The organism is Novosphingobium sp. KCTC 2891, from assembly GCF_025938155.1.
Classification (GTDB): Bacteria; Pseudomonadota; Alphaproteobacteria; order Sphingomonadales; family Sphingomonadaceae; genus Novosphingobium.
Map to the genome: position 1 here is coordinate 101,394 of NZ_JAPCZG010000003.1, position 24,633 is coordinate 126,026.

Here is a 24,633-nt window from a genome sequence, read left to right on the forward strand (position 1 = left end):
TTTTGAATCGGCCGGGGAATAAAGCAATGTGCGCTGCCGTTAAGTGATCGTGCCTGCTTCAAGGAAGAAACCCGACAGCGGGATGTATCCGATAGCCGGCGACGACGATATTCTTTCGGGCGATACCGGCGATGATCGCCTGAACGGCGGCAGTGGCAACGATCACATCGATGGTGGTGACGGCCGTGACACCGAGCGTGGCGGTACCGGCGACGATTCGATGTCGGGCGCCAACGGCGACGATCGCCTGTTCGGCGATTCGGGATCCGATTCGATGGATGGCGGCGCCGGAGGCGACACGATGTCGGGTGGCAACGGTGACGATCATCTCGCCGGCGGCAGCGGCAATGATCGTGAATCCGGCGGTGCCGGTATCGATCATCTGGACGGTGACGACGGCAACGACTCGCTGTCCGGCGGTGACGGCAACGATGTGCTCGGCGGCGGTTCGGGCGACGACGTGCTCAAGGGCGGCAACGGCGACGACAGCCTGTCCGGCGGCACTGGCAGTGACAAGCTGTTTGGTGGTCTGGGGGCCGACACCTTCGTGTTCACCAGCGCGGATTTCGGTGTCGATGTGAGCGGCAGCACCGACCGCATCGTCGACTTCCACCAGGACCAGGGCGATCGCATCGACCTGTCGGGCATTGATGCCAATGTCTCGGCCGATGGTGACCAGGCGTTCTCGTTCATCGGCAATGCGGCATTCTCGAACACGGCTGGAGAACTGCGTTTCGAGCAACTGACGGGCCGCACCATGCTGACCGGCGACACCAACGGCGACGGCGTTGCCGACTTTGCCATCCGCATCGACGGCGTGAACGCGCTCGTCGCAGGCGATCTGGTGCTGTAACCCTATCCGCCGGGCGCTCTGCGATGCCGGGCGCCCGGTCCGGACGCAATCGCAACAAGGAATGGTGGGCGGTGAGGGGCTCGAACCCCCGACCCTCTCGGTGTAAACGAGATGCTCTACCAACTGAGCTAACCGCCCGCCGCAGCGGAAACCGCGCTATTGCGCGGTTTCCTGCGTTCCGTCAATGCCTCCCCGTCGCAAGAGGGGCATTGGATTGACCCTGCTCGCGGGGCAGTCTCGCAATGGTCGGGAAGTGGTCCGGGTCCGTTTGAAGAGGCGCCCTGCGTTGCATTTCAGCGCGGCCTATGCGGGCTGGCCCTTGCCGTTGCGGGCGAGCGATGCCGACATGGCCGCCAGTTCGATCTGCCGGCCTACACCCAACTTGGCAAAGATCTGCTCCAGCTGCGAGCGCACGGAGCCAAGCCGCGCGGCCTTGTACCCTGCCGCAAAGTAGTAGGCGATTCTTGCGAGGGTGACCGGCGCGGGAAGCGTCAGCCGTCGCAGGCGGAATCGTCGCCGGCTCGGCATGCCGCCACCGCGCGGCGCCATTCGGCCAGGTCGCGCTGGTACTGCGCGCGGCTCTGCTCATAGTCCGCCACGTCGCGCCGGTGGTCTTCCACCCGCCCGCTGTAGCCTTCGTTGTCTGCCGTGGGATTGCCCTGTTCGCGCCATGCGCGCCAGCCTTCGGCGTAACGGGCATCGCGTTCGCGCACCATCGCGGCTTCACGCAAGTTCAGTTGCCGGATGATCTCGCGGTCGCGGGCCCGTGCTGCCGCCGAGCGCATCGCGGGGTCTTTCGGATTGTCTGCCCACGCGCTGACAGGTGCCGCCGCGGCGGCGATCGCCGCACAGGCCATGACCCAAACCCTCATTGTTTCTCCGCCCGTCTTGTTGTCGGCACCGAGTATCAAGGCGATGGACCGCCGCGCAATGCAACCGCGACGAACGGTTGGCAGTCCGTCACGACAATCGGGCGTTTCGTCTCTCGGTCGTGCCGCGACTGGGTTCTATTCGGCCCCTCGGTAGCGCAGCGCCTCGACCACCGCCGCGAAGGCCGGGGTCGGTTGCCGCCGGCTGGGGTAATAGAGATGGTAGCCGGGAAACGGCGGCGACCAGCGGGACAGCACGGCTTCGAGCCGGCCGCTGTCCAGATGCGGCTGGACCATGGTCTGCGGCAGATAGGCGATACCGAAACCGTCCAGCGCGGCCTCCAGGATCGAGAACACCGACGAGAAGGTCAGCGGGCCATCCACCCGCACGCGAAATTCGCGGTCATCGCGCTCGAACTCCCAGGCATAGAGCCCGCCATAGGTCGGCAGGCGCAGGTTGATGCAGGGAAAGCCGGTCAGGTCCTCCGGCTGATGGGGCCGGCCGTGTCGGGCGAAGAACGCCGGAGCGGCTACCGCGAGCATCCGGGCGTCGGGACCGATCCGCACCGCGATCATGTCCTTCGCCACGATCTCGCCAAAGCGGACGCCGGCGTCGAAACGCTCTGCCACGATGTCGGTGAGGCGGTAGTCGGTAGCGACTTCGACATGAATGTCGGGATGGTCGGGGAGGAACCGCCGCAGCGCCGGCCACAGCACGAATGCCATCGAATGCTCGTCGGCGCTGATCCTCACCGTGCCCGCCGGCTTTTCGCGCAAGGCGCTCAGGGCCGCGACGTCCGCCTCGATATCGTCGAAACGCGGCCCGATCGATTGCAGCAGCCGGTCGCCCGCCTCGGTGGGTGTCACGCTCCGCGTGGTGCGGTTCAGCAGGCGCAGCCCCAGCCGTTCCTCCAGCCCGCGCACGCTGTGGCTGACCGCCGAGGGCGTGACGCCAAGCTGCGCCGCCGCGCGGGTGAAGCTACGCTCTCGCGCGACAGCCAGGAAGAAGGTGAGTTCGGCGAGGTGTTGCCGGTTCATTGATGAGCCTCATTCACAGCCGCATGGAAATAGCGCCTTCTTATCCGGCAAGTCCATCGCGGCTATCGCGCCACCTTGCCGGAAGCGGCCGCGAAGCTTCCTGGCCCCATGCAGGAGCAGCCGATGAAGATTTTCCGCAATGGATCGAGGCCGTCGCAGCAAGGGCCGGCTGAATGGTTCACGGGATCGGTGCGGATCGATCCGTTGAACACTGCTCCGCCGCCGGCCCGCACCGGCGCCGCAAGCGTGACGTTCGAGCCGGGCGCCCGCACGGCATGGCATACGCATCCGCTCGGCCAGACTCTGGTCGTCACCGCCGGCGTGGGCTGGACCCAGTGCGAGGGTGAGCCGATCGTGGAAATCCGCGCCGGCGACGTGATCTGGTGCCCGCCGGGACATCGCCACTGGCACGGGGCGACCCCAACCACCGCGATGACCCACATCGCCATCCAGGAAGCGCTCGACGGCAAGATGGTCGAATGGATGGAACACGTGACCGACGCACAGTACCTCGCCGGCCCTCCCGGCGAATAAATCCTCTCCTCTCCTCTCCTCTCCTCTCCTCTCCTCTCCTCTCCTCTCCTCTCCAAGGAAACCTCATGCTGACCAAAGCCTATGGCGCCCATGCCGCCGACAAGCCGCTCGTGCCCATGGATATCGAGCGGCGCGCGCCCGGCGCGCACGACGTGCAGATCGACATCGCCTTTTGCGGCATCTGCCATTCCGACCTCCATCAGGTGCGTTCCGAATGGAGCGGGACCATCTACCCCTGCGTGCCGGGGCACGAGATTGTCGGCCGGGTAAGCGCGGTGGGCGATGCCGTCACTGCGTTCAACGTCGGCGATCTGGTCGGGGTGGGCTGCATGGTGGACAGCTGCCAGCACTGCCACTCGTGCGAAGACGGCTTCGAGCAATTCTGCGAGAACGGCTTCACCGGCACGTACAATGCCCCGACGGCGGACGCCCCCGGCCACACGCTCGGCGGCTATTCGCAGCAGATCGTGGTCGATGACAAGTTCGTGCTCAAGGTGACGCACGGCGAGGAACAGCTTGCCGCAGTCGCGCCCCTGCTGTGCGCCGGCATCACCACCTACTCGCCGCTGCGCCACTGGAAGGCGGGACCGGGCAAGAAGGTGGGCATCGTCGGCATCGGCGGCCTTGGTCACATGGGCGTGAAGCTGGCCCATGCCATGGGCGCGCACGTGGTCGCCTTCACCACCTCCGAGAGCAAGCGCGACGATGCGAAGGCTCTGGGCGCCGATGAGGTGGTGGTTTCGCGCAATCCCGAGGAAATGGCGGCGCACGCCAACAGCTTCGATTTCATCCTCGATACGGTGGCGGCAAGCCACGATCTCGACGCGTTTACCGCCCTGCTCAAGCGCGACGGCACGTTGACGCTGGTCGGCGTTCCCGAACACGCGCACCCGTCGCCGGATGTTTCTGCGCTGATCTTCAAGCGCCGCTCCATTGCCGGCTCGCTGATCGGCGGCATTGCCGAGACGCAGGAAATGCTCGATTTCTGTGCCCGGAACGGGATCGTCGCCGATGTCGAACTGATCGCGGCGGAGCAGATCGAGGGCGCTTTCGAGCGGATGCAGCGCAGCGACGTGAAGTATCGCTTCGTCATCGACATCGCCACAATGGCGGACTGATGGAAAGACGCCGGGGCCTCGCCCACCGTTGTGGTGGATGAAGCCCCGGCCCCTTCCGGCATCCGGGCTTACAGCATCACAGCCCGGTCATGGCCTCGATCGCGGGGGTGTAGCGGCCACCCTGAACGTCGACCGTGCCCAGCAGCGTTTCGATTTCCGCCATGTCAGCTTCGCCCAGAACGACATCGGCCGCGCCCAGGTTCTCTTCCAGGCGGTGCAGCTTGGTGGTGCCGGGGATCGGAACGATGAACGGCGCCTTGGCCAGCAGCCACGCCAGCGCGATCTGCGCGGGCGTCGCGCCGCGATCGGCCGCGATGCGCTTCACAAGGTCCACCAGCTTCATGTTGTGGGCCATGGCATCCGCCTGGAAGCGGGGCAGGGTTCCGCGGAAATCGCCTACCGCGACCTGATCGGCGCTGGTGATCGAGCCCGCAAGGAAGCCCTTGCCCAGCGGCGAATAGGGCACCAGCCCGATGCCCAGTTCGGCGCAGGCATCCAGGATGCCGTTGGTTTCCACGTGCCGCGTCCACAGCGAATATTCGTTCTGGAGCGCGCTCACCGGCTGCACTGCATGGGCCTTGCGCAGCGTGGCGACACCCGGTTCGGACATTCCGAAGTGCCGCACCTTGCCCTCGGCGATCAGGTCGCGAACAGTCCCCGCCACGTCCTCGATCGGCACCTTGGGGTCGACCCGGTGTTGGTAGAACAGGTCGAGCGCATCGACCCGCAGGCGCTTGAGGGACGCTTCGCAGACGCGGCGGATCTGCGCCGGGGTGCTGTCCAGCCCGCGCATGGCGCCGGTTTCGGGATCGATGTCGAACCCGAACTTGGTGGCGATGACGGCCTGGCCTTTGAACGGTTCGAGCGCCTCGCCGACCATCTCCTCGTTCGTCCATGGACCATAGACTTCGGCCGTGTCGAAGAAGGTGACGCCGCGCTCGAAGGCTGCGCGGATCATGGTGATACCATCGGCCTTGGCCAGCTTTTCGGCATAGCCGAAGTCGAGGCCCATGCAGCCATAGCCGATGGCCGACACGGTGAGGCCGGAGCGGCCGAGTTCGCGTGTTTGCATTGCATATCTCCTGGGGAGGATGGGGGAGGGAATAGCCGATGGAGCAGCGATGATCCCGCAGGACCGGCTGCCCCCTCGATCAGCGATAGGAATATTGCAGCACCGCTTCGGGCAGGCGCGCGCCGACCACGGGGATGGCGGCGAGGGCGCGCTCGATCCGCGCGAGATCGTCCACGGTCAGTGCCACCTGCGCCGCGCCGACGTTCTCGATCACGCGGTCGAGACGGCGCGTGCCGGGGATGGGCACGATGAACGGGCGCTGCGCCAGCAGCCAGGCCAGTGCGACTTGTGCCGATGTGGCGGACTTTTCCGTCGCAACGGCCGCGAGAAGATCGACCAGTGCCTTGTTCGCGGTGCGCGCCTCTGCCGTGAAGCGGGGCGAGGCGTTGCGGAAATCTTCGCCGGCAAGGGGCGTTTCAGCATTCACGGTGCCGGTAAGGTATCCCGCACCCAGCGGACTCCACGGCACGAAGCCGATGCCCAACTCCTCGCACAGGGGCAGGATTTCCGGCTCGGGCTCGCGGGTCCACAGCGAGTACTCGCTCTGGATCGCGGCGACGGGCTGCACCGCGTGCGCGCGGCGGATGGTGTCGGCGGCGGCTTCGGACAAGCCGAAGTGGCGCACCTTGCCCGCCGCGATCAGGTCGCGGACGGTGCCGGCGACGTCCTCGATGGGGACGGCGGGATCGACACGGTGCTGGTAGAGCAGGTCGATGGTCTCGACCTTCAGGCGCCGCAACATGCCCTCTACCGCAAGAATGACATGGTCGGGCCGGCTGTTCAGACCCGGATGGCGCTCGCCGGTTTCGCTGTCGATATTCCAGCCGAACTTGGTGGCGATGACCACCTTGTCCCGGATCGGGGCCAGCGCCTCGCCGACAAGTTCCTCGTTCGAGAACGGGCCATAGGCTTCGGCCGTGTCGAAAAAGGTCACGCCATGATCGAAGGCGCCGCGAATGACCCGGATCGCCTCTGCGCGGTCGGGCGCGGCGCCGTAGATGCCGGTAAAGCTCATCGTGCCGAAGCCGATCTCCGAGACGTCGAGGGGGCCGAGCGTGCGATGCTTCATGATTGTCTCCTGCGCCGATGCCATTGGCTGCGGGGACAGAGATAGACCTGGCGGGATTATTCGATTAGACAGATAATTCTACATGAACCTATATCTGGATGTGATTAATGTTGCGCGATGAGCTGGGCGATCTCGCTGTTTTCCTCGCAGTCGCCGAAGAGCAGAGCTTCACGCGCGCTGCCGCGCGGCTGGGCACCTCGCAGTCGGCGCTGAGCCAGACGGTGCGCCGGCTGGAGGAGCACTTGGGGGTCAAGCTGCTGGCGCGCACGACGCGCACCGTGAACCCGACCGAGGCGGGCGAGCAGTTGCTCGCCACGCTGCGCCCGGCGCTGGGCGACATCCGCGACCGGCTGGCCGCGCTGGGCCAGTTTCGCGACCGGCCTGCCGGACTGGTGCGGATCACCACCAGTCGCCACGCGGCGGAAAGCGTGCTGTGGCCCGCGATCGACCGCGTGATGGCGCGCTATCCTGATGTCGAGGTGGAGCTTTCGATCGATGGCGCATTGACCAATATCGTCGCCGATCGCTTCGATGCCGGCGTCCGGCTGGGCGAAAGCGTGGAAAAGGACATGATCGCGCTGCGCATCGGGCCTGACTTGCGCCTGGCGGTGGTCGCGGCGCCGGGCTATTTCGCGGATCGGCCCGTGCCGCGCACGCCCCGCGACCTGACTGGGCATCGCTGCATCAATTTGCGCATGGCCACGCGCGGCAACCTCTATGCCTGGGAATTCGAGAAGGACGGGCAGGCGCTCAACGTGCGGGTCGAAGGCCCGCTGATCGTGAACGACGGGGTGATGGCGCTGCAGGCGGCGCGTGCCGGGCACGGCATCGCCTGCACGATCGAGGATGAAGCGATGCGCCGCGACGTGGCCGAGGGACGGCTGGTCCGGGTGCTGGAGGACTGGTGCCCACCATTTGCGGGACACCACCTCTATTACCCGGACCGACGCAATCTCTCGCCCGCGTTCAGGGCCGTGCTGGAGGAATTGCGCGCCACCCGGACCTGACCGCTCGGTCTAGAACCAGCTGCGCACGCCCAGCACCACGCTTCCCTCGCTGGGATCGTGGCCCGCCGCGCGGGCATGATCGGCGGTGCGGCCGGCCAGCCATGTCCACGAAACGCCCACATAAGGCGCGAACTCCCGGCGGATTTCATAGCGCAGCCGCAGACCCAGTTCGGCCGATGTCAGCCCCGAGCCGATACCGATATCGGGCATGTCCTGCGCGGACAGGTTCAGCTCGGCGCGCGGCTGGAGGATCAGCCGCTGGGTCAGCCGCTGGTCATAGGTGCCTTCCACCCGGCCGGTGACTTCGCCGCGCTGCGACAGAAATGCCGCCGCCTGCACGTCGAACTGGTAGGGCGCGCGGCCTTCCACGCCGATCACCGCATGGGTGCGTACGGGTTTTGGCTGGATGTCCTGCCGGATGCCGACCTGCAGATTCCACCACGGATCGAGCGCCTTGGAATAAAGCGCCTGCACTTCGGCATGATCGACGCCTTCACGGAAGGTGCCTTCGCCCTTGCTGCGCAGCACCACGCGGTCGAGATCGCCGAACCAGGCTTCCGCTTCCCAGCGGTAGCCGTCCTTGCCCTCGCGGAACTGGTATTCGGCAAGGTCGAAGGTCAGCTTGGCATAGGTCGCCTTGCCATGCGCCTGCATCATCGCGGCTTCGGCGGGCGCCATCGCGGCTGCGCCATAGAAGGCATCGGCGGGGCGATCATGCACGACAGGGGGCGGGGGAGCGTTGCCCGGCGCGGCATCGGTGCCAACCAGGCCGGAGGGCATCCCCGCATCGCTGGGTGCGGCGCCGTGATCGTGATGGGCCGGGGCTTCAGTCGGTTTTGGCGGCGGCGGAGCGGCGGGTGGTGGAGGCATCTCCATTGCGCCGTGGTCCATGGCTCCATGGTCCATGCCATGCATCGAATGGTCCATCGGCTGGGCGAGGGCAGGGCTGGCGATCAGCGCCAATCCCGGCAAGAGCGCATACTTCATGTCGCGCCTCCTTCCACCGGGCGCACCTGGACAATGCGCATCATGCCCATCACCATGTGCAGGAACAGGTGGCAGTGGAATGCCCAGTCGCCGGCGATGCCCGTCACGTCCCAGCTGACCTTGCCGCCCGGCAGCACGTTCACCGTATGCTTGCGCGGCGCATGGTCGCCGTGTCCGGTGACCAGCTCGAACAGGTGGCCGTGCAGGTGGATCGGATGGGCCATCATCGTGTCGTTCACCAGCGTGAAGCGTACACGTTCCCCGGTGCGGATCGGCAGCGGTTCGTGGGCCTCGGACATGGTCTTGCCGTCCATCGACCACATATAGCGGTCCATCGAGCCGGTCAGGTGCACCTGGATCTCGCGCGCGGGAGCGCGGGTGTCCGGGTTGGGATCGAGCGCGACGAGATCCTTGTAAGTCAGCACGCGGTGGCCGGCATCGTCCAGGCCGATGCCGGGATCGCCGGTGCGGTCCATCGGCATGGGGTTGATCATGTCCACCCCCGGTCCCATCCGCACCTGCGGCGCGTTGGCGGGATCGCGCATGGACATTCCGGCCATGTCCATGCCGTCCATTTCCATGCCCATGTCCTTCATGGTCAGCAGCGGACGCTGGCGCAGGGCGGGCGCGGCGGCGCGCATTCCCGCGCGCGGGGCCAGCGTGGCCACCGCCATGCCGGAACGGTCCATGCTTTCGCCCACGATGGCAAAAGCGCGGTCCTCCTGCGGACGGACGATCACGTCATAGGTCTCGCCGGGCGAGAACTGGAACTCGTCCACCGTCACCGGGCGCACATCCTGCCCGTCGGCGGCCACCACGTCGAACGCGAGGCCGGGGATGCGCACGTTGAACGCGGTCATCGCCGCCGCATTGATGAAGCGCAGCCGCACGCGCTCGCCGGGCGCGAACAGCGCGGTCCAGTTGTCGCGCGGGCCGTGGCCGTTGACGAGATAGGACATCACCGCGCCGGTCACATCCGCGATGTCGGTGGGGTCCATCCGCATCCGTCCCCAGGCGAGCCGGTCGTGCAGCGGCTGGTCCTTGCCCGCCAGCAGGCCGGACAGCGTCTGGCGCTGGTAGTTGTAGTAACCCGGCTCGGCCTTCAGCTTGCGCAGGATGGTGGCGGGATGGACGAAGCTGTGGTCCGACAGCAGGATCACGTGCTCGCGGTCGTGCTGCACGCGTTCGCCCCCGGCCGGATCGATCACGATGGGCGCGTATTGCCCCATCATTTCCTGCAGCCCGCTGTGGCTGTGGTACCAATAAGTGCCGGCCTGCACGATCGGGAACTCGTAGGTGAAGCGCCCGCCCGCCTTGATGCCGGGAAAGGAAACGCCCGGCACGCCGTCCATCTGGAATGGCAGAAGCAGCCCGTGCCAGTGGAGCGAGGTGTCCTCGTCCAGTTCGTTCTCGACCGTCAGGCGCAGGTTCTGGCCCTGTCGCAGGCGCAGCAGCGGCCCCGGCACCGTGCCGTTGATGGTCACGGCGCGCGCCGCCTTGCCGTCGATGGCCAGGCTTCCGCGTGCGATGCGCAGGGTGATGTCCTCGCCGCTCAGCGTGGGCAGGCCCGGCGAAACCGGCTGCGCCCAAGCGGGCAGCATGGCGCCAAGCCCCACGCCCAGCCCACCGACCGCACCAATGCGCAGCAGGTCGCGGCGCGCCATGGATAGCGCGTTGTTCATGATGGTGGTCCCTTTGTGCGGACGTATCGTCCGTGTCTTTTGGCGGGGAGGCGCCGGGGCGCGCTCCCCGCACTTGGTCAATGCTGGCCCGGGCTGGGAGTGGCGCTGCTCGTCGGCGCCGCCATGTCATGCCCCTGCATGATCATGCCGGGATGGTGCTGGTGGCCTTGATGCGCCTCCGGTGCAGCCGTCGGGGATGGCGTGGCTGTCGGCGTGGGCGTGGGCGTCGGTGAGGGCAGGGGGGACGGCGCAGGCGCGGGCGATGCAGGCTGCGCGCCGTGCTGGTGCCCGGCGTGGTCGGCCGCCTGATCGGCTGCAACCGCAGCGGCGGGGATGGCGATCGTGGCGGCAAGCGCCGCAAGAATGGTCTTCATGATGGATGCTCCGGAACTCGTGATGGATAATGGCATGGCATCACGAGCCGGAACGCGGCGGAGGGGTGGTCGGTCCCGGCAGCCAACCTTCGGCGAACCCATCGGGTTCTGCGTCGTCCGCCAGCGTGGGCGAAAGGAGCGGGCCTTCGCCCGATGCGGCATCGCTCGGTACCAGCACCGAACAGGCCAGCGCGCAATCGCGCGTCGGGTGCGCGCCCTTGGCGGGCTGGGGCGAGGCCGATTCATGGCACGAGCCGGTCGCCGCCATGGCGTGAATCATGCCGTGTGATGCCGAAGGCAAAGTGGGCGCGGCCATGGCGAACTGTGCTGCGAACAGCGCCAGAATGGCCACAACCGCTGCCAGCAGACGCGATGGTGCGCGCCGGATCATGCCAGCCCCTCCAGCCCGCACAGGATCGGGCAATCGGGGCGATCGTCGCCATGGCAGCGTTCGGCCAGATCGAGCAGCGCGCGGCGCATCTGTTCCAGTTCGGCCGCCTTGCGCTGAAGTTCGGCCGCGCGCGACAGTGCCAGCGCCTTGACGTCGGCGCTCGCCCGACCGCGGTCGTGCCACAGCGAGAGCAACTGTCCGATTTCCTCGATCGGAAAGCCCAGATCGCGTGAGCGGCGGATGAAGCGCAGCGTTTCCACGTCGCGCGCGTCATAGTCGCGATAGCCGGAGGAGCGGCGCGCGGCGGCGGCGATCAGGCCAATCTTCTCGTAGTGACGGATCATCCGTTCGCTCACCCCGGAGGCCGCCGCCGCTTCGCCGATCTTCATAGCCTGATGTTCCTCAAGCGAAGCGAATTGCCGATGACCGCCACCGAGCTGAAGGCCATCGCGGCGCCCGCGATCATCGGGTTCAGCAGCCACCCGAACAGGGGATAGAACACCCCGGCAGCGATGGGAACACCGGCCGCGTTGAACACGAACGAGAAGAACAGGTTCTGCCGGATGTTGCCCATCACCGCGCGGCTCAGCCGCCGGGCGCGGACGATGCCGCCCAGATCGCCTTTCACCAGCGTGACCGACGCGCTTTCCATCGCCACGTCGGTGCCGGTGCCCATCGCGATGCCGACATCGGCAGCGGCAAGCGCAGGCGCATCGTTGATGCCGTCTCCCGCCATGGCCACGCGCCGGCCTTCGGCGCGCAGCCGCTCTATGGCCGCTTTCTTCTGCTCGGGCAGCACGTCGGCCACAACTTCGTCGATGCCGCCGATACTGCGGGCGACCGCTTCGGCCGTGCGGCGATTGTCGCCCGTCAGCATCACCAGACGCACTCCGTCGCGGCGCAGGGCGGCAATGGCTTCGCGCGCGCTGTCCTTTACCGGATCGGCAACGGCGACCAGCCCGGCGAGCCTGCCATCGACGGCCAGGAACATCACGCCCTCGCCTTCGCCCCGCCGCAGGTCGGCTTCGGCCAGAAGCCCGTCCGCATCCGCGCCCACGGTGGCCAGCAGCGCCCTGTTGCCCAGCGCCGCCGTCCGGCCATCCACGGTGCCGGTCACGCCCATGCCGGTGTGCGAGGCGAAGTCCGACGAAGCCGCCACGGCAAGCCCGCGCCCGGCCGCACCTTCCACAATGGCCGCCGCCAGAGGATGCTCGCTGCCTTTTTCCAGCGCGGCGGCCAGCGCCAGCACCTCGTTATCGGTAAAACCCGGCATGGTCGCGATGCCGGCAAGGCGCGGCTTGCCCAGGGTGAGCGTGCCGGTCTTGTCGACCACCAGGGTATCGATCTTCTCCATCACCTCCAGCGCTTCGGCGTTGCGCACCAGCACGCCTGCGGCGGCGCCGCGTCCGGTGCCGACCATGATCGACATCGGCGTGGCCAGCCCCAGTGCACAGGGGCAGGCGATGATCAGCACGGCCACCGCGTTGACCAGCGCGTGGCCCAGCGCCGGCGGCGGTCCCCAGATCGCCCACACCACGAAGGCCGCCAGAGAGGTAAGCACCACTGCGGGCACGAACCACGCGGAAACCTTGTCCGCCAGTGCCTGGATCGGCGCGCGCGATCGCTGCGCGTCGGCCACCATCCGCACGATCTGGCCCAGCATGGTGTCGCGGCCCACGCGCTCGGCGCGCATCACAAGGCTGCCGGTGCCGTTGACCGTCGCGCCCGTCACCGCGTCGCCGGGGGCTTTCTCTACCGGGACCGGCTCGCCGGTGATCATCGCCTCGTCCACGGACGAGCGCCCTTCGATCACCACGCCATCGACCGGCACTTTCTCGCCGGGGCGGACGCGCAGCAACTGTCCGGCGTGGACGTGTTCCAGCGGAATGTCCTCCTCCGCCCCGTCCTCGCGCACCAGCCGCGCGGTCTTCGGGGCAAGGCCCAGCAGCGCGCGGATCGCCCGGCCGGTGGCGGACCGCGCGCGCAGTTCCAGCACCTGACCCAGCAGCACCAGCGCCACGATCACCGCCGCCGCCTCGAAATAGACGGGCACCGCGCCGCCCATGATGCGGAACGAGGCGGGGAAAAGGCCAGGAAACAGCGCCGCGACCACGCTGTAGCCATAGGCGACACCCACGCCGAGCGAGACCAGCGTGAACATGTTGAGATTGCGCGTGCGCAGCGAGGCGGCGCCCCGCTGGAAGAACGGCCATGCCCCCCAGAACACCACGGGCGTCGCCAGCGCGAACTGCACCCACGTCGAAACCCGCATCGGCAGCAGGTGAAGTCCCAGAAGGTCCGCGCCCATCGTCAGCACCAGCAGCGGCAGGGCGAGCGCGGCGCTCACCCGGAAGCGCCGGGTCATGTCGATCAGCTCCGGGTTCGGCCCTTCCTCAAGGCTGGGTTCGAGCGGTTCGAGCGCCATGCCGCAGATCGGGCAGCTGCCTGGGCCTTCCTGTTGCACTTCGGGGTGCATGGGGCAGGTCCAGATCGCACCTTCCGGCACGTCCGGGGCCGCGACCGGATGCAGGTAGCGGTCGGGATCGGCCGCGAATTTCGCCCGGCAGCCCGCGCTGCAGAAATGATAGTCCTGCCCGCCGAGCGAGAGATGGTGCGCCGTGCGGGCGGGATCCACTTCCATGCCGCAGACCGGGTCCTTGACCGTTCCCTGCACTGCCGCCGGGTGGTGGCTGCAATGGGGTGTGTGCTCGGAATGCGCCATCAGGGGAGCCTCGCCTTGACTGATCCGATGGGCATATGGTGCTTGACACCATGTCAAGGTCAATGCCCAAATCGACGTCCCGCGAACAGGACCGGCGGATCAGCCAAAAGTTCCGAGAACGAGCGCCGCAAGCGCCGTCAGGCCGAGGGTGCGGATCACGCTCCAGCGCAGGCGGAACAGCAGCACGGCCGCCAGCAGCGCCAGCGCGAAGGCGCGCAGGTCAAGGGTTTCGGACACCGGCAGGCGCAAGTGCAGCGGTCCGGCATCGACCATGCGCGATGCCGTGAACAGCACGTGCAGCGCGAACCACAGGCTGAGGTTGGCGATCACGCCCACGATGGCGGCGGTGATCGTCGCCAGTGCCGCGCGCAGCCGGTGCGCCTGTTCCAGCCGCTCGATCCACGGCGCCAGCGCGAAGATCCACAGGAAGCACGGCGTGAACGTGACCCACGTGGTCAGCAGCGCGCCCAGCACGCCGGCCAGCAGCGGCGCGAACGGCGCCGGCGCGCGATAGGCGGCGAGGTAGCCGACGAACTGCGTCACCATGATCAGCGGCCCCGGCGTGGTTTCGGCAAGGCCCAGCCCATCGGCCATTTCGCCCGCGCTCAGCCAGCCGAAGCCTTGCACCGCCTGCTGCGCCATATAGGCCAGCACCGCATAGGCGCCGCCGAACGTGACGACCGCCAGCTTCGAGAAGAACACGCCGACCTGCCACAGCACATGGTGCGGCCCCAGCGCGGCAAGGACCAGCAGCATGGGTGCGGCCCACAGCGCCGCGCCGATGACGATGGCGCCGATTGTCGTGCGCCAGGGGCGCTCGCTGGGCGTCGATGTCACCGCGACGGGCTTGAGGCCAAGCCAGTCCGGCCGCAGCCGCCATACGATCGCGCCCAGCGCACCGGCACCCAGCACCACCAGCGGGAAGGGCAGGTCGAACACGGCGAGGGCGGCCAGCGAGGCTGCCGCGACCACACGCTTGAACGGCGTGGCCAGCGCGCGCGCGGCAATGCGCAGCAGTGCCTGCACCACGATGGCCAGCACCGCCGCCTTGATCCCCAGGAACAGCGCGGAGACCCAGCCCAGCCGCGCGGCAAAGCCATAGAGCACCGACAGCGCGAGGATCACCAGCGCGCCGGGGATCACGAACAGGAGGCCGGCCGCCAGTCCGCCTTTCACCCCGTGCAGCTTCCAGCCGATCCAGATCGCCAGTTGCTGCGCTTCCGGTCCGGGCAGCAGATGGCAGAAGTTCAGCGCGTGGAGATACTGCTCCTCGCTGATCCAGCCCCGGTTTTCGACAATCTCGCGGTGCATCAGCGCGATCTGGCCGACCGGCCCGCCGAAGCTGAGACAGCCGATCCGGGCAGACACCCGGACCAGTTCTTCGAACGATGGCTTTACATTGATATCCCGCACACGGCCCCCATGCCTTTGGGCCCGCACAAACGCGGGCTTCCAGGCAACACTTGGGCTGGCGCCTGACCGGGAGGTTGCTGCGCCCCGGTGCAGCGATTGATAACCGCCATGCCGGGGCCGCGCAACTCAGAGCACGAAGTCGGCTGCGCCGAGCGGGGCGGTCGACCACACGGCGATGGCGAAGTCCGCCACCGCATCGCCGTTGAGATCGCCCTGCACGAGGTAGTGGTCGCCCGAGACCGAGGCGGCCAGCTGGCCCGCCACGTGCGTGAAGGCGCTCACGAAGGCGAAGGCGTTGTCCTTGCCGCCCGCGACCGCATCGATCAGGCGCAGGTCGATCCGGTCGCCATCGGTGCGGCTGAAGTCCAGGATCGCATCGTTGGCGGTGACGCCGCTTTCGGACGTGGCCTTGAACACGAACAGATCCGCGCCGGCGCCGCCGGTCAGGCTGTCCGCGCCCGCGCCGCCCACCAGCGTGTCGGCGCCTGCTCCGCCCAGTAGCGCATCGTTGCCCGATCCGCCGTCGATGCTGTCAGCCCCCGCGCCGCCGTCGATCCGGTTGGCGGCGGTGTTGCCGGTCAGCACGTCGTTGCCGCTGCCGCCGATCAGGTTTTCGATGGAGGTCAGCGTGTCGCTGCCCGCCGCGCCGGTCGCCTGCGCCTTGGTCAGCGCAAGGCTGACGGTGACCGCGCCGGTCATGTCTGCATAAGACGCGGTGTCGATGCCGTTGCCGCCGGCAAGAACGTCGTTGCCCGCGCCGCCCATGAGCACGTCGGCAAAGGCCGTGCCTGTCAGCGTATTGGCACCCGCGTTACCGATCAGCGACAGGCCATTCTGCACCAGCGAAGCGTTGATCGACAGGGCAACGGTTCCCGCCGCCACGCTGGCCACTTCCAGCCCGGTATCACCGGCGAATAGCGTGAGCGTGGAGGCCGTGGTCGCGGTGAAGCTGACCGTGTCGGTGCCCGATGTGCTGGTGTCGTTGATTTCTGCGCCCAGGTGGTCGCCCGCAAGGCCGATCACATAGGTATCGGAACCACCCCGCCCATCGAGCTTGTCGATCAGGGCAAGCCCGTTGAGGCTGTCATCCAGCGCGCCGCCGACCAGCACGTCCACCCCGGCCGTGCCCACCAGCACCAGCGGCTGAGGCGCCACGGTGGTGAAGTCATAGCTCGAGGTTCCGGCAAAGGCATTGCCCGCCGTGTCGGTCACGCTGCCGGCGGAGAAGGTGACGTAATAATGCGTTCCTTCGGCCAGGGTAGCGACCGGATCGATGATCAGCGTGGAGCCAGAGAATTGCAGCCGGCCGCTGGTCGCCGCGTCGAAGGTTTCGACGATGGCGCCGCCGGGCGTGTCGAGGTGGAGAGCGATGGTGCCGCTGCCGGCGGCAATCGCCTCGGAGAAGGTCGCCACGATGTTGGCGGTGGTGGCGACCGCGGCCGCGCCGTCTGCCGGGGAGAAGCTGGTGACGGTGGGCGCGCGCGTATCCACCTTCACCGGAAGTGCGACCGCTCCCGTTCCGGCGTTGCCGGCAAGGTCGCTCACCGCGCCGCTCGGCAGGGCAAGCGAGAGTTTGCCTTCAACGTCCGCGTCCGGCGTGACGGTCACGATCCAGGCCGTTCCGGTGCCGTTCACGGAGGTTACGGTGCCGTTCACGGCCACGAAGTCGCTTGCTTCAAGACCCGTCACCGCCTCGGTGAAGGTTACGGCATAGCTGACCGGACCGGTCGCGATGGCCGGGCCGACGTAGCTGATCGCGGCATCGGGGGCGAGCGTGTCCACCGCCTGCGTTGCCGCGGCACCGGCGCCGTTGGCGTTGCCGGCAAGGTCGGTGACGGTCCCGGCGCCCAGCGCCAGCGTCACGTCGCCCTCGATCCCCGCAGCGGGGGCGACCACGACCGCAAAAGTGCTGCCGGTGCCGCTGACAGAAACGATCGTGCCGTTCGTTACCGCAAACGCGCTGGCATCCACGCCGGTCACGTCCTCGCTGAACGACAGCGTGAAGCCGATGGCACCGTTGGCGATCCCGGTGCTGTCGCTGGTGAGGGTGGCGACGGGCGGCGCGGTGTCACCCGCCGGCGCCGCGTCGATGATCAGCATGGTCGATCCGGCCTTGGTCGCGCCTTCCGGATCGCTGACGGTGAAGGCCAGTTCGACCGGGCCGCTGTATCCCGGCGCGGGCACGAAGGTGTAGGTGCCGTCCAGATTGTCCACCAGCGTGCCGGTGTCCGCCGAAAGCGCGGCAATGGCGAGGGTGCTGCCCTCCGGATCGGCGAAGCCCGCCAGCAGGTCGGAGGCGAGGATGGTATAAGGCACATCCTGCACGCCATCGGCCAGCGCGGCGGCGGAAAATCCCACGGGCGCCTGGTTGATGTGGACGCTCAGCGTTTCGAGATGGCCGATATAGGGCGAAAGCTGGTCGGTCTGGCCGCAGTAGTCGTTCCACACCAGCTTGATCGCGGACAGGCTGTGCGTGTCGCCCATGTCCTTGTTCAGGCCCTCGACGATGGACAACAGCGACGCGTCGGTGCCGGCGAGCAGCGTGTCGAGCGTGGCCTTGTCGGCCAGGTTCAGCACCTGCCCCTTGTCCGCCGCGCCGATCACCGCGAGCGCGAGGTTGTAACCGGTCGGATCGGAGATAGACGCCGCCATGGCGACCTGCGCGGCGACCTGCATCACCTTGACGGCCACGGCGTCGGTCGGGTTCGCGACCAGCGCGGCATAGGGATCGTAGGTGCGCAGGTCCACGTCGGGCAGGCCCAGCGCGGCCTTGATCGCGATTTCGGCAGTGGCGGGAGTGAAGCCAAGGTCGGCCGCATTCTTGAGCAGCGTGGTCAGCGGATCGGCAACGGAGCCGCCCGCGGGCGTCGCCAGCGTCATCAGCTCGATCGCCAGCCCGCCGGTCGGCGCGGCGACGGCGAGCGCGCCCGAAGCCACGAACTCGCTGGTGCCAAGGCCATCGACATAGCTTGCGGTCGCCATGACCTGCTTGCCCGCATCGCCTTCGGACAGGGCGAACGTCTTGCCGGTCATGCCGGTGTCGGTCCAGTTCACGCCGTCGCTCGAAACCAGCCACTGGTAGGCGACCGCTGCCGGATCGGCCGGCAGGCCATCGGGATCGGTGACGATCGCGGTCAGGGCATGGCCGGGCAGGGCCACGCCGGCCAGCGTCACCATTCCCGGCGTATCGATGATGGTGCCGCCATCGACATGCGCGACAAGGCCGCCGGCGGTCACGTCGAACAGGCCGTCCGAAAAGCGGATCTGCTGGACGGCGACCAGCGTGTCGGTGCCTTCGTCGTTGCTGTCGCTGCCGTGGTCGGTCACGCTGACATGGCCTGTCGCCGCATCGATGCTGACGGTGAAGTCGGTGGACTTGCCGGCATAGACCGCGACATTGGCCGTGCCGTCGCCGCCGTCGAGCAGGTCGTTGCCGCCATCGCCTTCCAGCGTGTCGTTGCCCGATCCGCCATAGACCTTGTCGTTGCCCGCCCCGGCCACGACGATGTCGTCGCCGCCGCCGGCATAGGCGATGTCGTCGCCGCCCAGCAGGCTGATGAGTTCATCGGCGACGCTGCCGGTGACCACGTCGTTGCCCTCGGTCGCGGGGACGTTGGGCGTCAGCACCACGCCCGAACCGGGGGTGGTGCCCGCCGTCATGTTCGAGATGACGAGACCGCTGTCGTAGACATGGTCGCCGGTATCGGCGATGCCGATGGTGATCGAGTTGACCTGGCCCGCGTTGATCGGGGCGACGATCTTCAGCACGTGGCTGACGCCGTCGTATTCGATGGGCAGGACGTTGCCGGCATTGTCCTGGAAATAGCCTGCCGCAAGGTTCGGCCCGATCACCGAAAGCGGCGCCTTGGGATCATGGTTGAACAGCGCATAGTTCACGCCGTTGACCACGATCACCGCGCAATCGACGAACTGGTCGACCCATTCGGGATATTCGTCCGAACCGAACACCAGGTCGAAGCTGACCGAGGTGGCGGCGGGATCGCTGACGGTGAAATTGAACGACAGCGTGGTCGCGTCATAGGACTGCGTCTGGAACACGGTGTTGACCACCGAATCGATCAGCGGATTGCCGTTGTTGAAGTTCGTGGCGGTGCCATCGGCGGCATAGACCGTGTTGTCCTGCCCGAACCAGCTCACCGTGTTGACCGTGCCGGGCGTGGTGCCCGAGGTCAGCAGCAGGCCCGAACCGATGCCCAGCGCGGTCAGCGAACCGTCATAGAGATTGACCGCGTCCGCACCCGAAGCGCTCAGCGTGATGCTGCCCGTGTCGACGGAAATGCCTGAATTCGTTCCAAGGAATGTATCGACCAGCCCGCCGAGATTGGTGCCCGACCAGACAGTGAACGGCGTGCTCGTCATGATTTCCAGTCCCTCTCCGCCGTCTGCAAGCGAACCACCCGGACGCGAAACATGCGCGACGTGGATTGGTGACGGCGGCCGGGCTATAGATCGCGATGCTGACACGGGGCTGAAATCGCCGCCGTTGGCGGGGCAGGGGAGCGTGGCATGGGGGCACTGCTGGTCGAAGACGACCAGATGATGGGCGCGGCGATCGCCGAAGGGCTCGAGCCGCATTTCCGCGTCGAATGGGTGCGCAACCTTGCCGATGCCGAAGTCGCGCTGCGCGTCGGCGGGCATGACTTCATGGTGCTCGACCTTGGCCTGCCCGACGGCTCCGGACTTGACCTGCTGCGCGCGGAGCGGCGGCGCGGCAACATGATCCCGGTGCTGATCCTGACCGCGCGGGGCGAGCTGGACGACCGGCTGGCGGGGCTGAACAGCGGCGCGGACGACTATCTGGTCAAGCCGTTCGACCTGCCCGAACTGATCGCTCGGTGCGAGGCGATCATGCGCCGCCTGCGTGGCTCCGGCTCGCCGGTGATCCGGCACGGCCCGCTCACCTATGAACCGGCCACGCGCACGGTTACGCTGGACGGGCAACCATTGCTGCTTTCCGCGCGCGAACTGGCGGTGCTGGACCTGCTGTTGATCCACCATGGCCGCGTGGTGAGCAAGGCGCAGATCGAGCAGCACCTCTACGACCTCGACGCCGAGATCGAGAGCAACACCGTCGAAGTCTATATCTCGCGCCTGCGCCGCAAGATCGGGCACGACATGATCGTCACCATGCGCGGGCTGGGCTATGTCATGCCCCGAAACGCATGAAGCTCTATTCCCTTCGCCGCGCGACGCTGGGCGCGCTCGTGCTGCCGATGCTGGTGGCGCTGGCCGTCGCGGCCGGCTCGGGCCTGCTGTCGGCGCGCCGCACGATCGCCATCCTGCGCGATCACGCCATGCAGCAGGAGGCCGCGTTCCTGTTGACCCTGTCGCTCCACGAAGCGGCGGAAGGCGAACAGCTGGGCACGATCCACAACGCCGAATCCGGCGCGCTGGGCGAACTGCGCGCACAGGGTATCGGCTTCCGCATCTGGTCGGGTGACCGGGTAATGACGGTCGCGGGCGCATTGCCGCAGGCGGGCAAGTGGGCGCCCGCGCCGGGCTTTGCCGACGTGGCTTTGCAGGGCCGGCCATGGCGGCGCTACGTCATGCGCGATCCGCAGCTTCCGATCCTGGTCGAAGTGGCAGAGCCGGCCGCTGTCCGCGACAGCATGATGTGGCGGATGGGCGCCAGTGTGGCGGGGCCGCTGCTGCTGCTGGTCCTCGCCGTCAGCATGATCGCCTCCTATCGCGTGGCCGGCGCGCTCCGGCCCCTCGACCGCATATCGCAGGGCATTCGCGCACGGCACGAGGACGATCTTTCCCCGCTGGAAGGAGACGTCATCCCGCAGGAAATCGCGCCGCTGGTCGATGCGGTGAACGATCTTCTGGGCCGGCTCGGGGCGGCGCTGCGCAGCGAGCGGGCCTTCTCCGACAATGCCGCGCATGAACTGCGCACCCCGCTGGCGATCCTCAAGACCCGCGCGCAGCTGGTCCAGCAGGCGCTGTCCGGTGTCGCGGGGCAGGAGCACCAGGCCGCTGCACTGGTCGAGGCGACCGACCGCGCCACCGCCGTGATCGAGCAGTTGCTGCTGCTTTCGCGCCTGCAATCGGGCCTGTCGCGCTTCGCGCCGGTCGATCTCTCCGACCTCGCCACGCGCGTGGCGCAGGATCTGGCGGGCGGCGCGCTCACGCGTGGGCACGATGTCGAAGCTCGGATCGCGGCGGGTGTCACCGTCTCGGGCAATGCCGATGCGCTGGCGATGCTGGTGCGCAACCTCTTTGAAAACGCGGTTCGCCACGTTCCCGCAGGCGGGTGGATCCTGATAGAGGTGGACCGCACGCAGGCGGGCGAACCGGTGCTGCGACTGGTCGACAACGGCCCGGGGCTTCCGCCCGGCAAGCTCGATCTCGCGTTCGAGCGCTTCACCCGTTTCCCCGGCGGCAGCGCCGAAGGCACCGGGCTGGGCCTGTCCATCGTCAAGCAGATCGCGCTCAGCCACGGCGCGCGGGTCGCCTTGCGCAACCGGCTCGAAGGCGGCCTGGAGTGCGAGGTCGTGTTCCCGCTCGCAGCGCCGTCGTCCTGATCGTGCCCACCCCTCTTGACCCCGCATCCTGGCCTCGCGTCAGGACCGCGTCAGGTTGGCGCGCCAATGCACGGCCGGTTGGAGGCACGCCATGCGGCTGTTGATCGTAGAGGACAATGCGCGGCTGGCATCGCTGGTCGCGGACGCGCTCGCCCGCAAGGGCATGACCTGCGACACCGCCGGATCGCTGGACGATGCCGACGCCGCGCTCGCCAGCGCCAGTTTCGATGCCATCCTGCTCGATCTTGGCCTGCCCGACGGCGATGGCCGCCTGTGGCTGCAAGCGCGTCGGCGTGGCGGTTTCTCGGTGCCGGTGCTGATGCTGACCGCGCGCGGGGCGCTCAACGACCGGGTGGGCGGCCTCGATGCAGGGGCGGACGACTATCTGGTCAAGCCGGCCGAGACCGAGGAAATCGCCGCTCGTCTGCGCGCCCTGCTGCGCCGCCCCGGACCGCGGGCGGATACGCTGGTGGAGGTGGGTCCGCTCCGGTTCGATACGGCTGCGCAGCGCGCCTGGATCGACGGCGTTCCACTGGAACTCACTCGGCGCGAGGTCGGCCTGCTCGAACTGCTGATGCGCCATGCCGGCTCGGTCGTGCGCCGCCAGCAGATCGAGAACGCGCTCTACAGCTTCGACGAGGAAGTCTCGCCCAACGCTGTCGATGCGGTGGTCTCGCGTCTGCGGCGGCGACTGGACGAGAACGGCGCGCGCCACATGCTGCATACCATCCGCGGCCTGGGCTATCTGTTGGAGGAGCGCGCGCCATGAACCTTGGTGGATCGGTAAAGGGGCGTCTTGCGCTCGGCCTCCTGCTGATCGGCCTGTTCGCCACGATCACGCTCTGCGCGGCCGTGTTCATCGAATACCGCATCACGCTCACCGATCTGGCGGGACCGCAGGAACTGCGCGCGGCGTGGAAGGAAATGATCGAGCACGTCGGCCTGCCGATCCTCGTGGTCCTTGCGCCCACGCTGCTCGCCACCAACTGGTTCATCGGGCGCGCCTTCCAGCCCTTGTCGCGCGCCGCCGCCGCGATCGAGGCGACGCGCGCGGAGCGCGGGGTGCGGGTGGAGACCGATGATTTTCCCGCCGAGGCGCTGCCGTTCGTCGAAGCGATGAATCGCCTGCTCGCCCGGCTGGACGAGACCGCCGCACAGCAGGAGGCATTTGCTTCGGATGTCGCGCACGAACTGCGCACGCCGCTGACCATTGTGGCGATGGAACTGGAGCGGCCGGGACCGGTCGATTCCGCGCGGCTGCGAGGCGAGATCATGGCGATGCGCCGGCTGATCGACCAGCTGCTCCTGCTGGCACAGGTCAATGCCGAGGCGACTGCGCCGCTCCCCGCCACGGCCTTTGCGCTGGATGCGCTGGCGGAGGATATCGTCAGCCTGACCGCGCCGCAGGTGATCGCCGGCGGGCGGCGGATCGAACTGCAAATGCTGGGGCATCCGGGCGAGGTGCATGGCCACCGCGAGGCGGTGGGCGCTGCCTTGCGCAACCTGGTGGAAAACGCGGCGCGTGCCGCCCCTGCGGGAACCACGGTGCGCATCACCTGCGGGCCCGGGGCGGTGATCCGCGTGGGGGACGATGGGCCGGGGCTACGGCCCGAACAGCTCGCCCGGCTGGTCCGGCGGCACGAACGTGCGGATCATCCCAGCGCCGAAGGCGCGGGGCTGGGCCTTGCCATCGCGGACCGGATCATGGCCGCCCACGGCGGCTGCCTCGCCACCGATTTCGAAGCGCGCGAAATCGTGATGCAGTTTCCTTAACGATAGCTTGCCGCCGTCAGGTTGCTGTCAGGCGGGTGCCCTAACCCGCTGTTCATGAAACAAGATCGCGTTCTGCTTGCAGCCACCGCCGCCGTCACGCTTGCCGCCGCCGGCTGGTGGGTGCTGGCGTCGAAGTCCGAACAATCGGGGCAGCTGCAACAGGCGGAACAGCCGCAGTCCAAGGCTGCCGCACCGAAGCCCGCCGCCGGCATGCTGCTGGTCGAACCTGCCAAGGCGCAGGCGCTGGGGATCGTGCTGGCCGAGGCGAAGGCCGCGGGCGAGGCGCCCCTCGCCGATCTTCCCGCCACTATCGCGCCCCCGCCCAATGCGCGCGTGGCCGTGCCAGCCACGCTACCGGGCGTCGTCTTGCGTACGTTTGTGGTCGAAGGCGATGCCGTGCGGGCGGGGCAGCCGCTGGCCACGGTCGCCAGCCGTGATGTGCTGACGCTCGGTGCCGATCTGTCCCGCGCCAATGCGCGGCTCGGCGTTGCCCGGTCGAGCGCGGCGCGCCTCTCTCAGCTCAGCCGCGAAGGCATCATCGCCGGCGGCCGCGCCGACGAAGCCCGTGCGCTGGCGGCCGAGGCCGGCGCCGACGTTTCGGAAAAGGCGCGCATCCTGCGCATGGTCGGCGGCCATGGCGGCAGCGGCACCTACACGCTCAGCGCGCCGATTGCGGGCCGGGTGACCAAGGCCGACATTCTCGCCGGCAGCCCCGTGGATGGCACGTCGGCGCCGTTCGTGATCGATGCCGAGGGCCGCTACGAGATCGTGGCGCAAGTGCCCGAACGGCTGGTCGGCACGCTGCGCCCCGGCATGGGTTTGCGCGTGGGCGACAGCGTCGGCACCGTCACCGCCGTCGGCACGACCATAGATCCGATGACCCGCTCCGCGACGCTCAAGGCCCAAATCCCCGCCGGGCCGGGCGCGATCGCGGGGCGGGCGGCCACGGTGACCGTCCTTGGGCCTGCCCCGGCCGGGGCGGTCACCGTGCCAACCTCCGCTTTGACCCGCATCGGATCGGACGACGCGGTCTTCGTTGCCGGGCCGAAGGGGTATGCGGTGCGCAAGGTGCGCTCCGCCGGCGGCGACGCCAGCACCGTGGTCCTGCTGTCGGGCGTGCGCGCCGGGGAGAAGGTGGTGGTTTCGGGCACGAGCGCGCTCAAGGCGCTCGCCCAGACCAACTGAC

Annotated in this window: 22 protein-coding genes and 1 tRNA gene; 9 read left to right on the forward strand and 14 right to left on the reverse strand. The window is 68.1% G+C overall.

Features of this window, described 5'->3' with window-relative positions; genetic code table 11:
- Nucleotides 1-82: 82 nt before the first annotated feature.
- Nucleotides 83-853 (forward strand): calcium-binding protein, encoded by a 771-nt coding sequence (locus tag OLX02_RS06720; protein ID WP_264421360.1) that lies wholly within the window; start codon nucleotides 83-85, stop codon nucleotides 851-853.
- Between the two features lie 62 nt (nucleotides 854-915).
- On the opposite strand, the gene OLX02_RS06725 is transcribed toward OLX02_RS06720, so the two are convergent.
- The 4 genes from OLX02_RS06725 to OLX02_RS06740 form a co-directional block, all read right to left on the reverse strand.
- A tRNA-Val gene (locus OLX02_RS06725) sits at nucleotides 916-991 on the reverse strand.
- Between the two features lie 165 nt (nucleotides 992-1,156).
- The gene (locus OLX02_RS06730; protein ID WP_264422083.1) at nucleotides 1,157-1,381 is read right to left on the reverse strand and encodes a hypothetical protein; all 225 of its coding nucleotides are present in this window, start codon (nucleotides 1,379-1,381) and stop codon (nucleotides 1,157-1,159) included.
- Nucleotides 1,345-1,725: a hypothetical protein gene (locus OLX02_RS06735; protein WP_264421362.1), complete on the reverse strand. Its 381-nt coding sequence runs from the start codon at nucleotides 1,723-1,725 to the stop codon at nucleotides 1,345-1,347. Before OLX02_RS06735 ends, OLX02_RS06730 begins: the two co-directional genes overlap by 37 nt.
- A gap of 135 nt (nucleotides 1,726-1,860) precedes the next feature.
- Entirely contained in the window at nucleotides 1,861-2,760 is a 900-nt protein-coding gene (locus tag OLX02_RS06740) for a LysR family transcriptional regulator (RefSeq protein ID WP_264421364.1), read from the reverse strand.
- 123 nt (nucleotides 2,761-2,883) lie between these two features.
- Here OLX02_RS06740 and OLX02_RS06745 point away from each other — a divergent pair, with 123 nt between their 5' ends.
- A complete protein-coding gene (locus OLX02_RS06745) occupies nucleotides 2,884-3,294 on the forward strand; it encodes a cupin domain-containing protein (protein ID WP_264421365.1) in 411 nt (136 codons plus the stop codon).
- Between the two features lie 65 nt (nucleotides 3,295-3,359).
- On the forward strand, nucleotides 3,360-4,412 hold the full coding sequence (locus OLX02_RS06750) for an NAD(P)-dependent alcohol dehydrogenase (RefSeq protein WP_264421367.1): 1,053 nt from the start codon (nucleotides 3,360-3,362) through the stop codon (nucleotides 4,410-4,412).
- Nucleotides 4,413-4,488: 76 nt separating this feature from the next.
- Here OLX02_RS06750 and OLX02_RS06755 read toward each other — a convergent pair whose 3' ends face one another.
- Complete coding sequence (locus OLX02_RS06755; RefSeq protein WP_264421369.1) at nucleotides 4,489-5,484, reverse strand: aldo/keto reductase; 996 nt, start codon at nucleotides 5,482-5,484, stop codon at nucleotides 4,489-4,491.
- Between the two features lie 79 nt (nucleotides 5,485-5,563).
- On the reverse strand, nucleotides 5,564-6,553 hold the full coding sequence (locus tag OLX02_RS06760; protein ID WP_264421373.1) for an aldo/keto reductase: 990 nt from the start codon (nucleotides 6,551-6,553) through the stop codon (nucleotides 5,564-5,566).
- Nucleotides 6,554-6,660: 107 nt separating this feature from the next.
- On the opposite strand from OLX02_RS06760, the gene OLX02_RS06765 reads away from it, so the two are divergent.
- The gene (locus tag OLX02_RS06765) at nucleotides 6,661-7,560 is read left to right on the forward strand and encodes a LysR family transcriptional regulator (RefSeq protein ID WP_264421375.1); all 900 of its coding nucleotides are present in this window, start codon (nucleotides 6,661-6,663) and stop codon (nucleotides 7,558-7,560) included.
- A gap of 9 nt (nucleotides 7,561-7,569) precedes the next feature.
- Here the strand turns inward: OLX02_RS06765 and OLX02_RS06770 are convergent, their stop codons facing one another.
- From OLX02_RS06770 to OLX02_RS06805, 8 genes are all read right to left on the reverse strand, one after another.
- Complete coding sequence (locus OLX02_RS06770) at nucleotides 7,570-8,547, reverse strand: copper resistance protein B (RefSeq protein WP_264421376.1); 978 nt, start codon at nucleotides 8,545-8,547, stop codon at nucleotides 7,570-7,572.
- Nucleotides 8,544-10,229 (reverse strand): copper resistance system multicopper oxidase, encoded by a 1,686-nt coding sequence (locus tag OLX02_RS06775; RefSeq protein WP_264421377.1) that lies wholly within the window; start codon nucleotides 10,227-10,229, stop codon nucleotides 8,544-8,546. Before OLX02_RS06775 ends, OLX02_RS06770 begins: the two co-directional genes overlap by 4 nt.
- Before the next feature lie 77 nt (nucleotides 10,230-10,306).
- Nucleotides 10,307-10,603, reverse strand: coding sequence for a hypothetical protein (locus tag OLX02_RS06780; RefSeq protein ID WP_264421379.1), 297 nt, complete (start codon nucleotides 10,601-10,603; stop codon nucleotides 10,307-10,309).
- Between the two features lie 40 nt (nucleotides 10,604-10,643).
- A complete protein-coding gene (locus OLX02_RS06785) occupies nucleotides 10,644-10,994 on the reverse strand; it encodes a hypothetical protein (protein ID WP_264421382.1) in 351 nt (116 codons plus the stop codon).
- Nucleotides 10,991-11,383 carry a Cu(I)-responsive transcriptional regulator gene (gene cueR, locus OLX02_RS06790; RefSeq protein ID WP_264421383.1) on the reverse strand — a complete coding sequence of 131 codons (393 nt, stop codon included), beginning with the start codon at nucleotides 11,381-11,383 and terminating at the stop codon, nucleotides 10,991-10,993. Before cueR ends, OLX02_RS06785 begins: the two co-directional genes overlap by 4 nt.
- Nucleotides 11,380-13,716: a heavy metal translocating P-type ATPase gene (locus tag OLX02_RS06795; RefSeq protein ID WP_264421385.1), complete on the reverse strand. Its 2,337-nt coding sequence runs from the start codon at nucleotides 13,714-13,716 to the stop codon at nucleotides 11,380-11,382. Before OLX02_RS06795 ends, cueR begins: the two co-directional genes overlap by 4 nt.
- 99 nt (nucleotides 13,717-13,815) lie before the next feature.
- Entirely contained in the window at nucleotides 13,816-15,120 is a 1,305-nt protein-coding gene (gene chrA / locus OLX02_RS06800; protein ID WP_264422051.1) for a chromate efflux transporter, read from the reverse strand.
- 135 nt (nucleotides 15,121-15,255) lie between these two features.
- Nucleotides 15,256-19,509: a choice-of-anchor L domain-containing protein gene (locus OLX02_RS06805; protein ID WP_264421387.1), complete on the reverse strand. Its 4,254-nt coding sequence runs from the start codon at nucleotides 19,507-19,509 to the stop codon at nucleotides 15,256-15,258.
- A gap of 147 nt (nucleotides 19,510-19,656) precedes the next feature.
- On the opposite strand from OLX02_RS06805, the gene OLX02_RS06810 reads away from it, so the two are divergent.
- From OLX02_RS06810 to OLX02_RS06830, 5 genes are all read left to right on the forward strand, one after another.
- A complete protein-coding gene (locus OLX02_RS06810; RefSeq protein ID WP_264421389.1) occupies nucleotides 19,657-20,316 on the forward strand; it encodes a response regulator transcription factor in 660 nt (219 codons plus the stop codon).
- Nucleotides 20,313-21,674, forward strand: coding sequence for an ATP-binding protein (locus OLX02_RS06815; RefSeq protein ID WP_264421390.1), 1,362 nt, complete (start codon nucleotides 20,313-20,315; stop codon nucleotides 21,672-21,674). Before OLX02_RS06810 ends, OLX02_RS06815 begins: the two co-directional genes overlap by 4 nt.
- A 91-nt stretch (nucleotides 21,675-21,765) precedes the next feature.
- Nucleotides 21,766-22,443 (forward strand): response regulator transcription factor, encoded by a 678-nt coding sequence (locus OLX02_RS06820; RefSeq protein ID WP_264421391.1) that lies wholly within the window; start codon nucleotides 21,766-21,768, stop codon nucleotides 22,441-22,443.
- Nucleotides 22,440-23,447 (forward strand): sensor histidine kinase, encoded by a 1,008-nt coding sequence (locus OLX02_RS06825; RefSeq protein WP_264421393.1) that lies wholly within the window; start codon nucleotides 22,440-22,442, stop codon nucleotides 23,445-23,447. Before OLX02_RS06820 ends, OLX02_RS06825 begins: the two co-directional genes overlap by 4 nt.
- Nucleotides 23,448-23,501: 54 nt before the next feature.
- Nucleotides 23,502-24,632, forward strand: coding sequence for an efflux RND transporter periplasmic adaptor subunit (locus OLX02_RS06830; RefSeq protein ID WP_264421394.1), 1,131 nt, complete (start codon nucleotides 23,502-23,504; stop codon nucleotides 24,630-24,632).
- Nucleotide 24,633 lies beyond the last annotated feature (1 nt).

Coding starts and splice junctions, on each gene's coding strand:
- OLX02_RS06825 (WP_264421393.1), top strand. CDS start 22,440: ATGAACCTTGGTGGATCGGTAAAGGGGCGTCTTGCGCTCGGCCTCCTG.
- OLX02_RS06775 (WP_264421377.1), bottom strand. CDS start 10,229: ATGAACAACGCGCTATCCATGGCGCGCCGCGACCTGCTGCGCATTGGT.
- OLX02_RS06795 (WP_264421385.1), bottom strand. CDS start 13,716: ATGGCGCATTCCGAGCACACACCCCATTGCAGCCACCACCCGGCGGCA.
- OLX02_RS06765 (WP_264421375.1), top strand. CDS start 6,661: ATGTTGCGCGATGAGCTGGGCGATCTCGCTGTTTTCCTCGCAGTCGCC.
- OLX02_RS06780 (WP_264421379.1), bottom strand. CDS start 10,603: ATGAAGACCATTCTTGCGGCGCTTGCCGCCACGATCGCCATCCCCGCC.
- OLX02_RS06745 (WP_264421365.1), top strand. CDS start 2,884: ATGAAGATTTTCCGCAATGGATCGAGGCCGTCGCAGCAAGGGCCGGCT.
- OLX02_RS06760 (WP_264421373.1), bottom strand. CDS start 6,553: ATGAAGCATCGCACGCTCGGCCCCCTCGACGTCTCGGAGATCGGCTTC.
- OLX02_RS06720 (WP_264421360.1), top strand. CDS start 83: ATGTATCCGATAGCCGGCGACGACGATATTCTTTCGGGCGATACCGGC.
- OLX02_RS06785 (WP_264421382.1), bottom strand. CDS start 10,994: ATGATCCGGCGCGCACCATCGCGTCTGCTGGCAGCGGTTGTGGCCATT.
- OLX02_RS06735 (WP_264421362.1), bottom strand. CDS start 1,725: ATGAGGGTTTGGGTCATGGCCTGTGCGGCGATCGCCGCCGCGGCGGCA.
- OLX02_RS06810 (WP_264421389.1), top strand. CDS start 19,657: ATGGGGGCACTGCTGGTCGAAGACGACCAGATGATGGGCGCGGCGATC.
- OLX02_RS06805 (WP_264421387.1), bottom strand. CDS start 19,509: ATGACGAGCACGCCGTTCACTGTCTGGTCGGGCACCAATCTCGGCGGG.
- OLX02_RS06730 (WP_264422083.1), bottom strand. CDS start 1,381: ATGCCGAGCCGGCGACGATTCCGCCTGCGACGGCTGACGCTTCCCGCG.
- OLX02_RS06750 (WP_264421367.1), top strand. CDS start 3,360: ATGCTGACCAAAGCCTATGGCGCCCATGCCGCCGACAAGCCGCTCGTG.
- cueR (WP_264421383.1), bottom strand. CDS start 11,383: ATGAAGATCGGCGAAGCGGCGGCGGCCTCCGGGGTGAGCGAACGGATG.
- OLX02_RS06770 (WP_264421376.1), bottom strand. CDS start 8,547: ATGAAGTATGCGCTCTTGCCGGGATTGGCGCTGATCGCCAGCCCTGCC.
- OLX02_RS06755 (WP_264421369.1), bottom strand. CDS start 5,484: ATGCAAACACGCGAACTCGGCCGCTCCGGCCTCACCGTGTCGGCCATC.
- OLX02_RS06740 (WP_264421364.1), bottom strand. CDS start 2,760: ATGAACCGGCAACACCTCGCCGAACTCACCTTCTTCCTGGCTGTCGCG.
- OLX02_RS06830 (WP_264421394.1), top strand. CDS start 23,502: ATGAAACAAGATCGCGTTCTGCTTGCAGCCACCGCCGCCGTCACGCTT.
- OLX02_RS06815 (WP_264421390.1), top strand. CDS start 20,313: ATGAAGCTCTATTCCCTTCGCCGCGCGACGCTGGGCGCGCTCGTGCTG.
- OLX02_RS06820 (WP_264421391.1), top strand. CDS start 21,766: ATGCGGCTGTTGATCGTAGAGGACAATGCGCGGCTGGCATCGCTGGTC.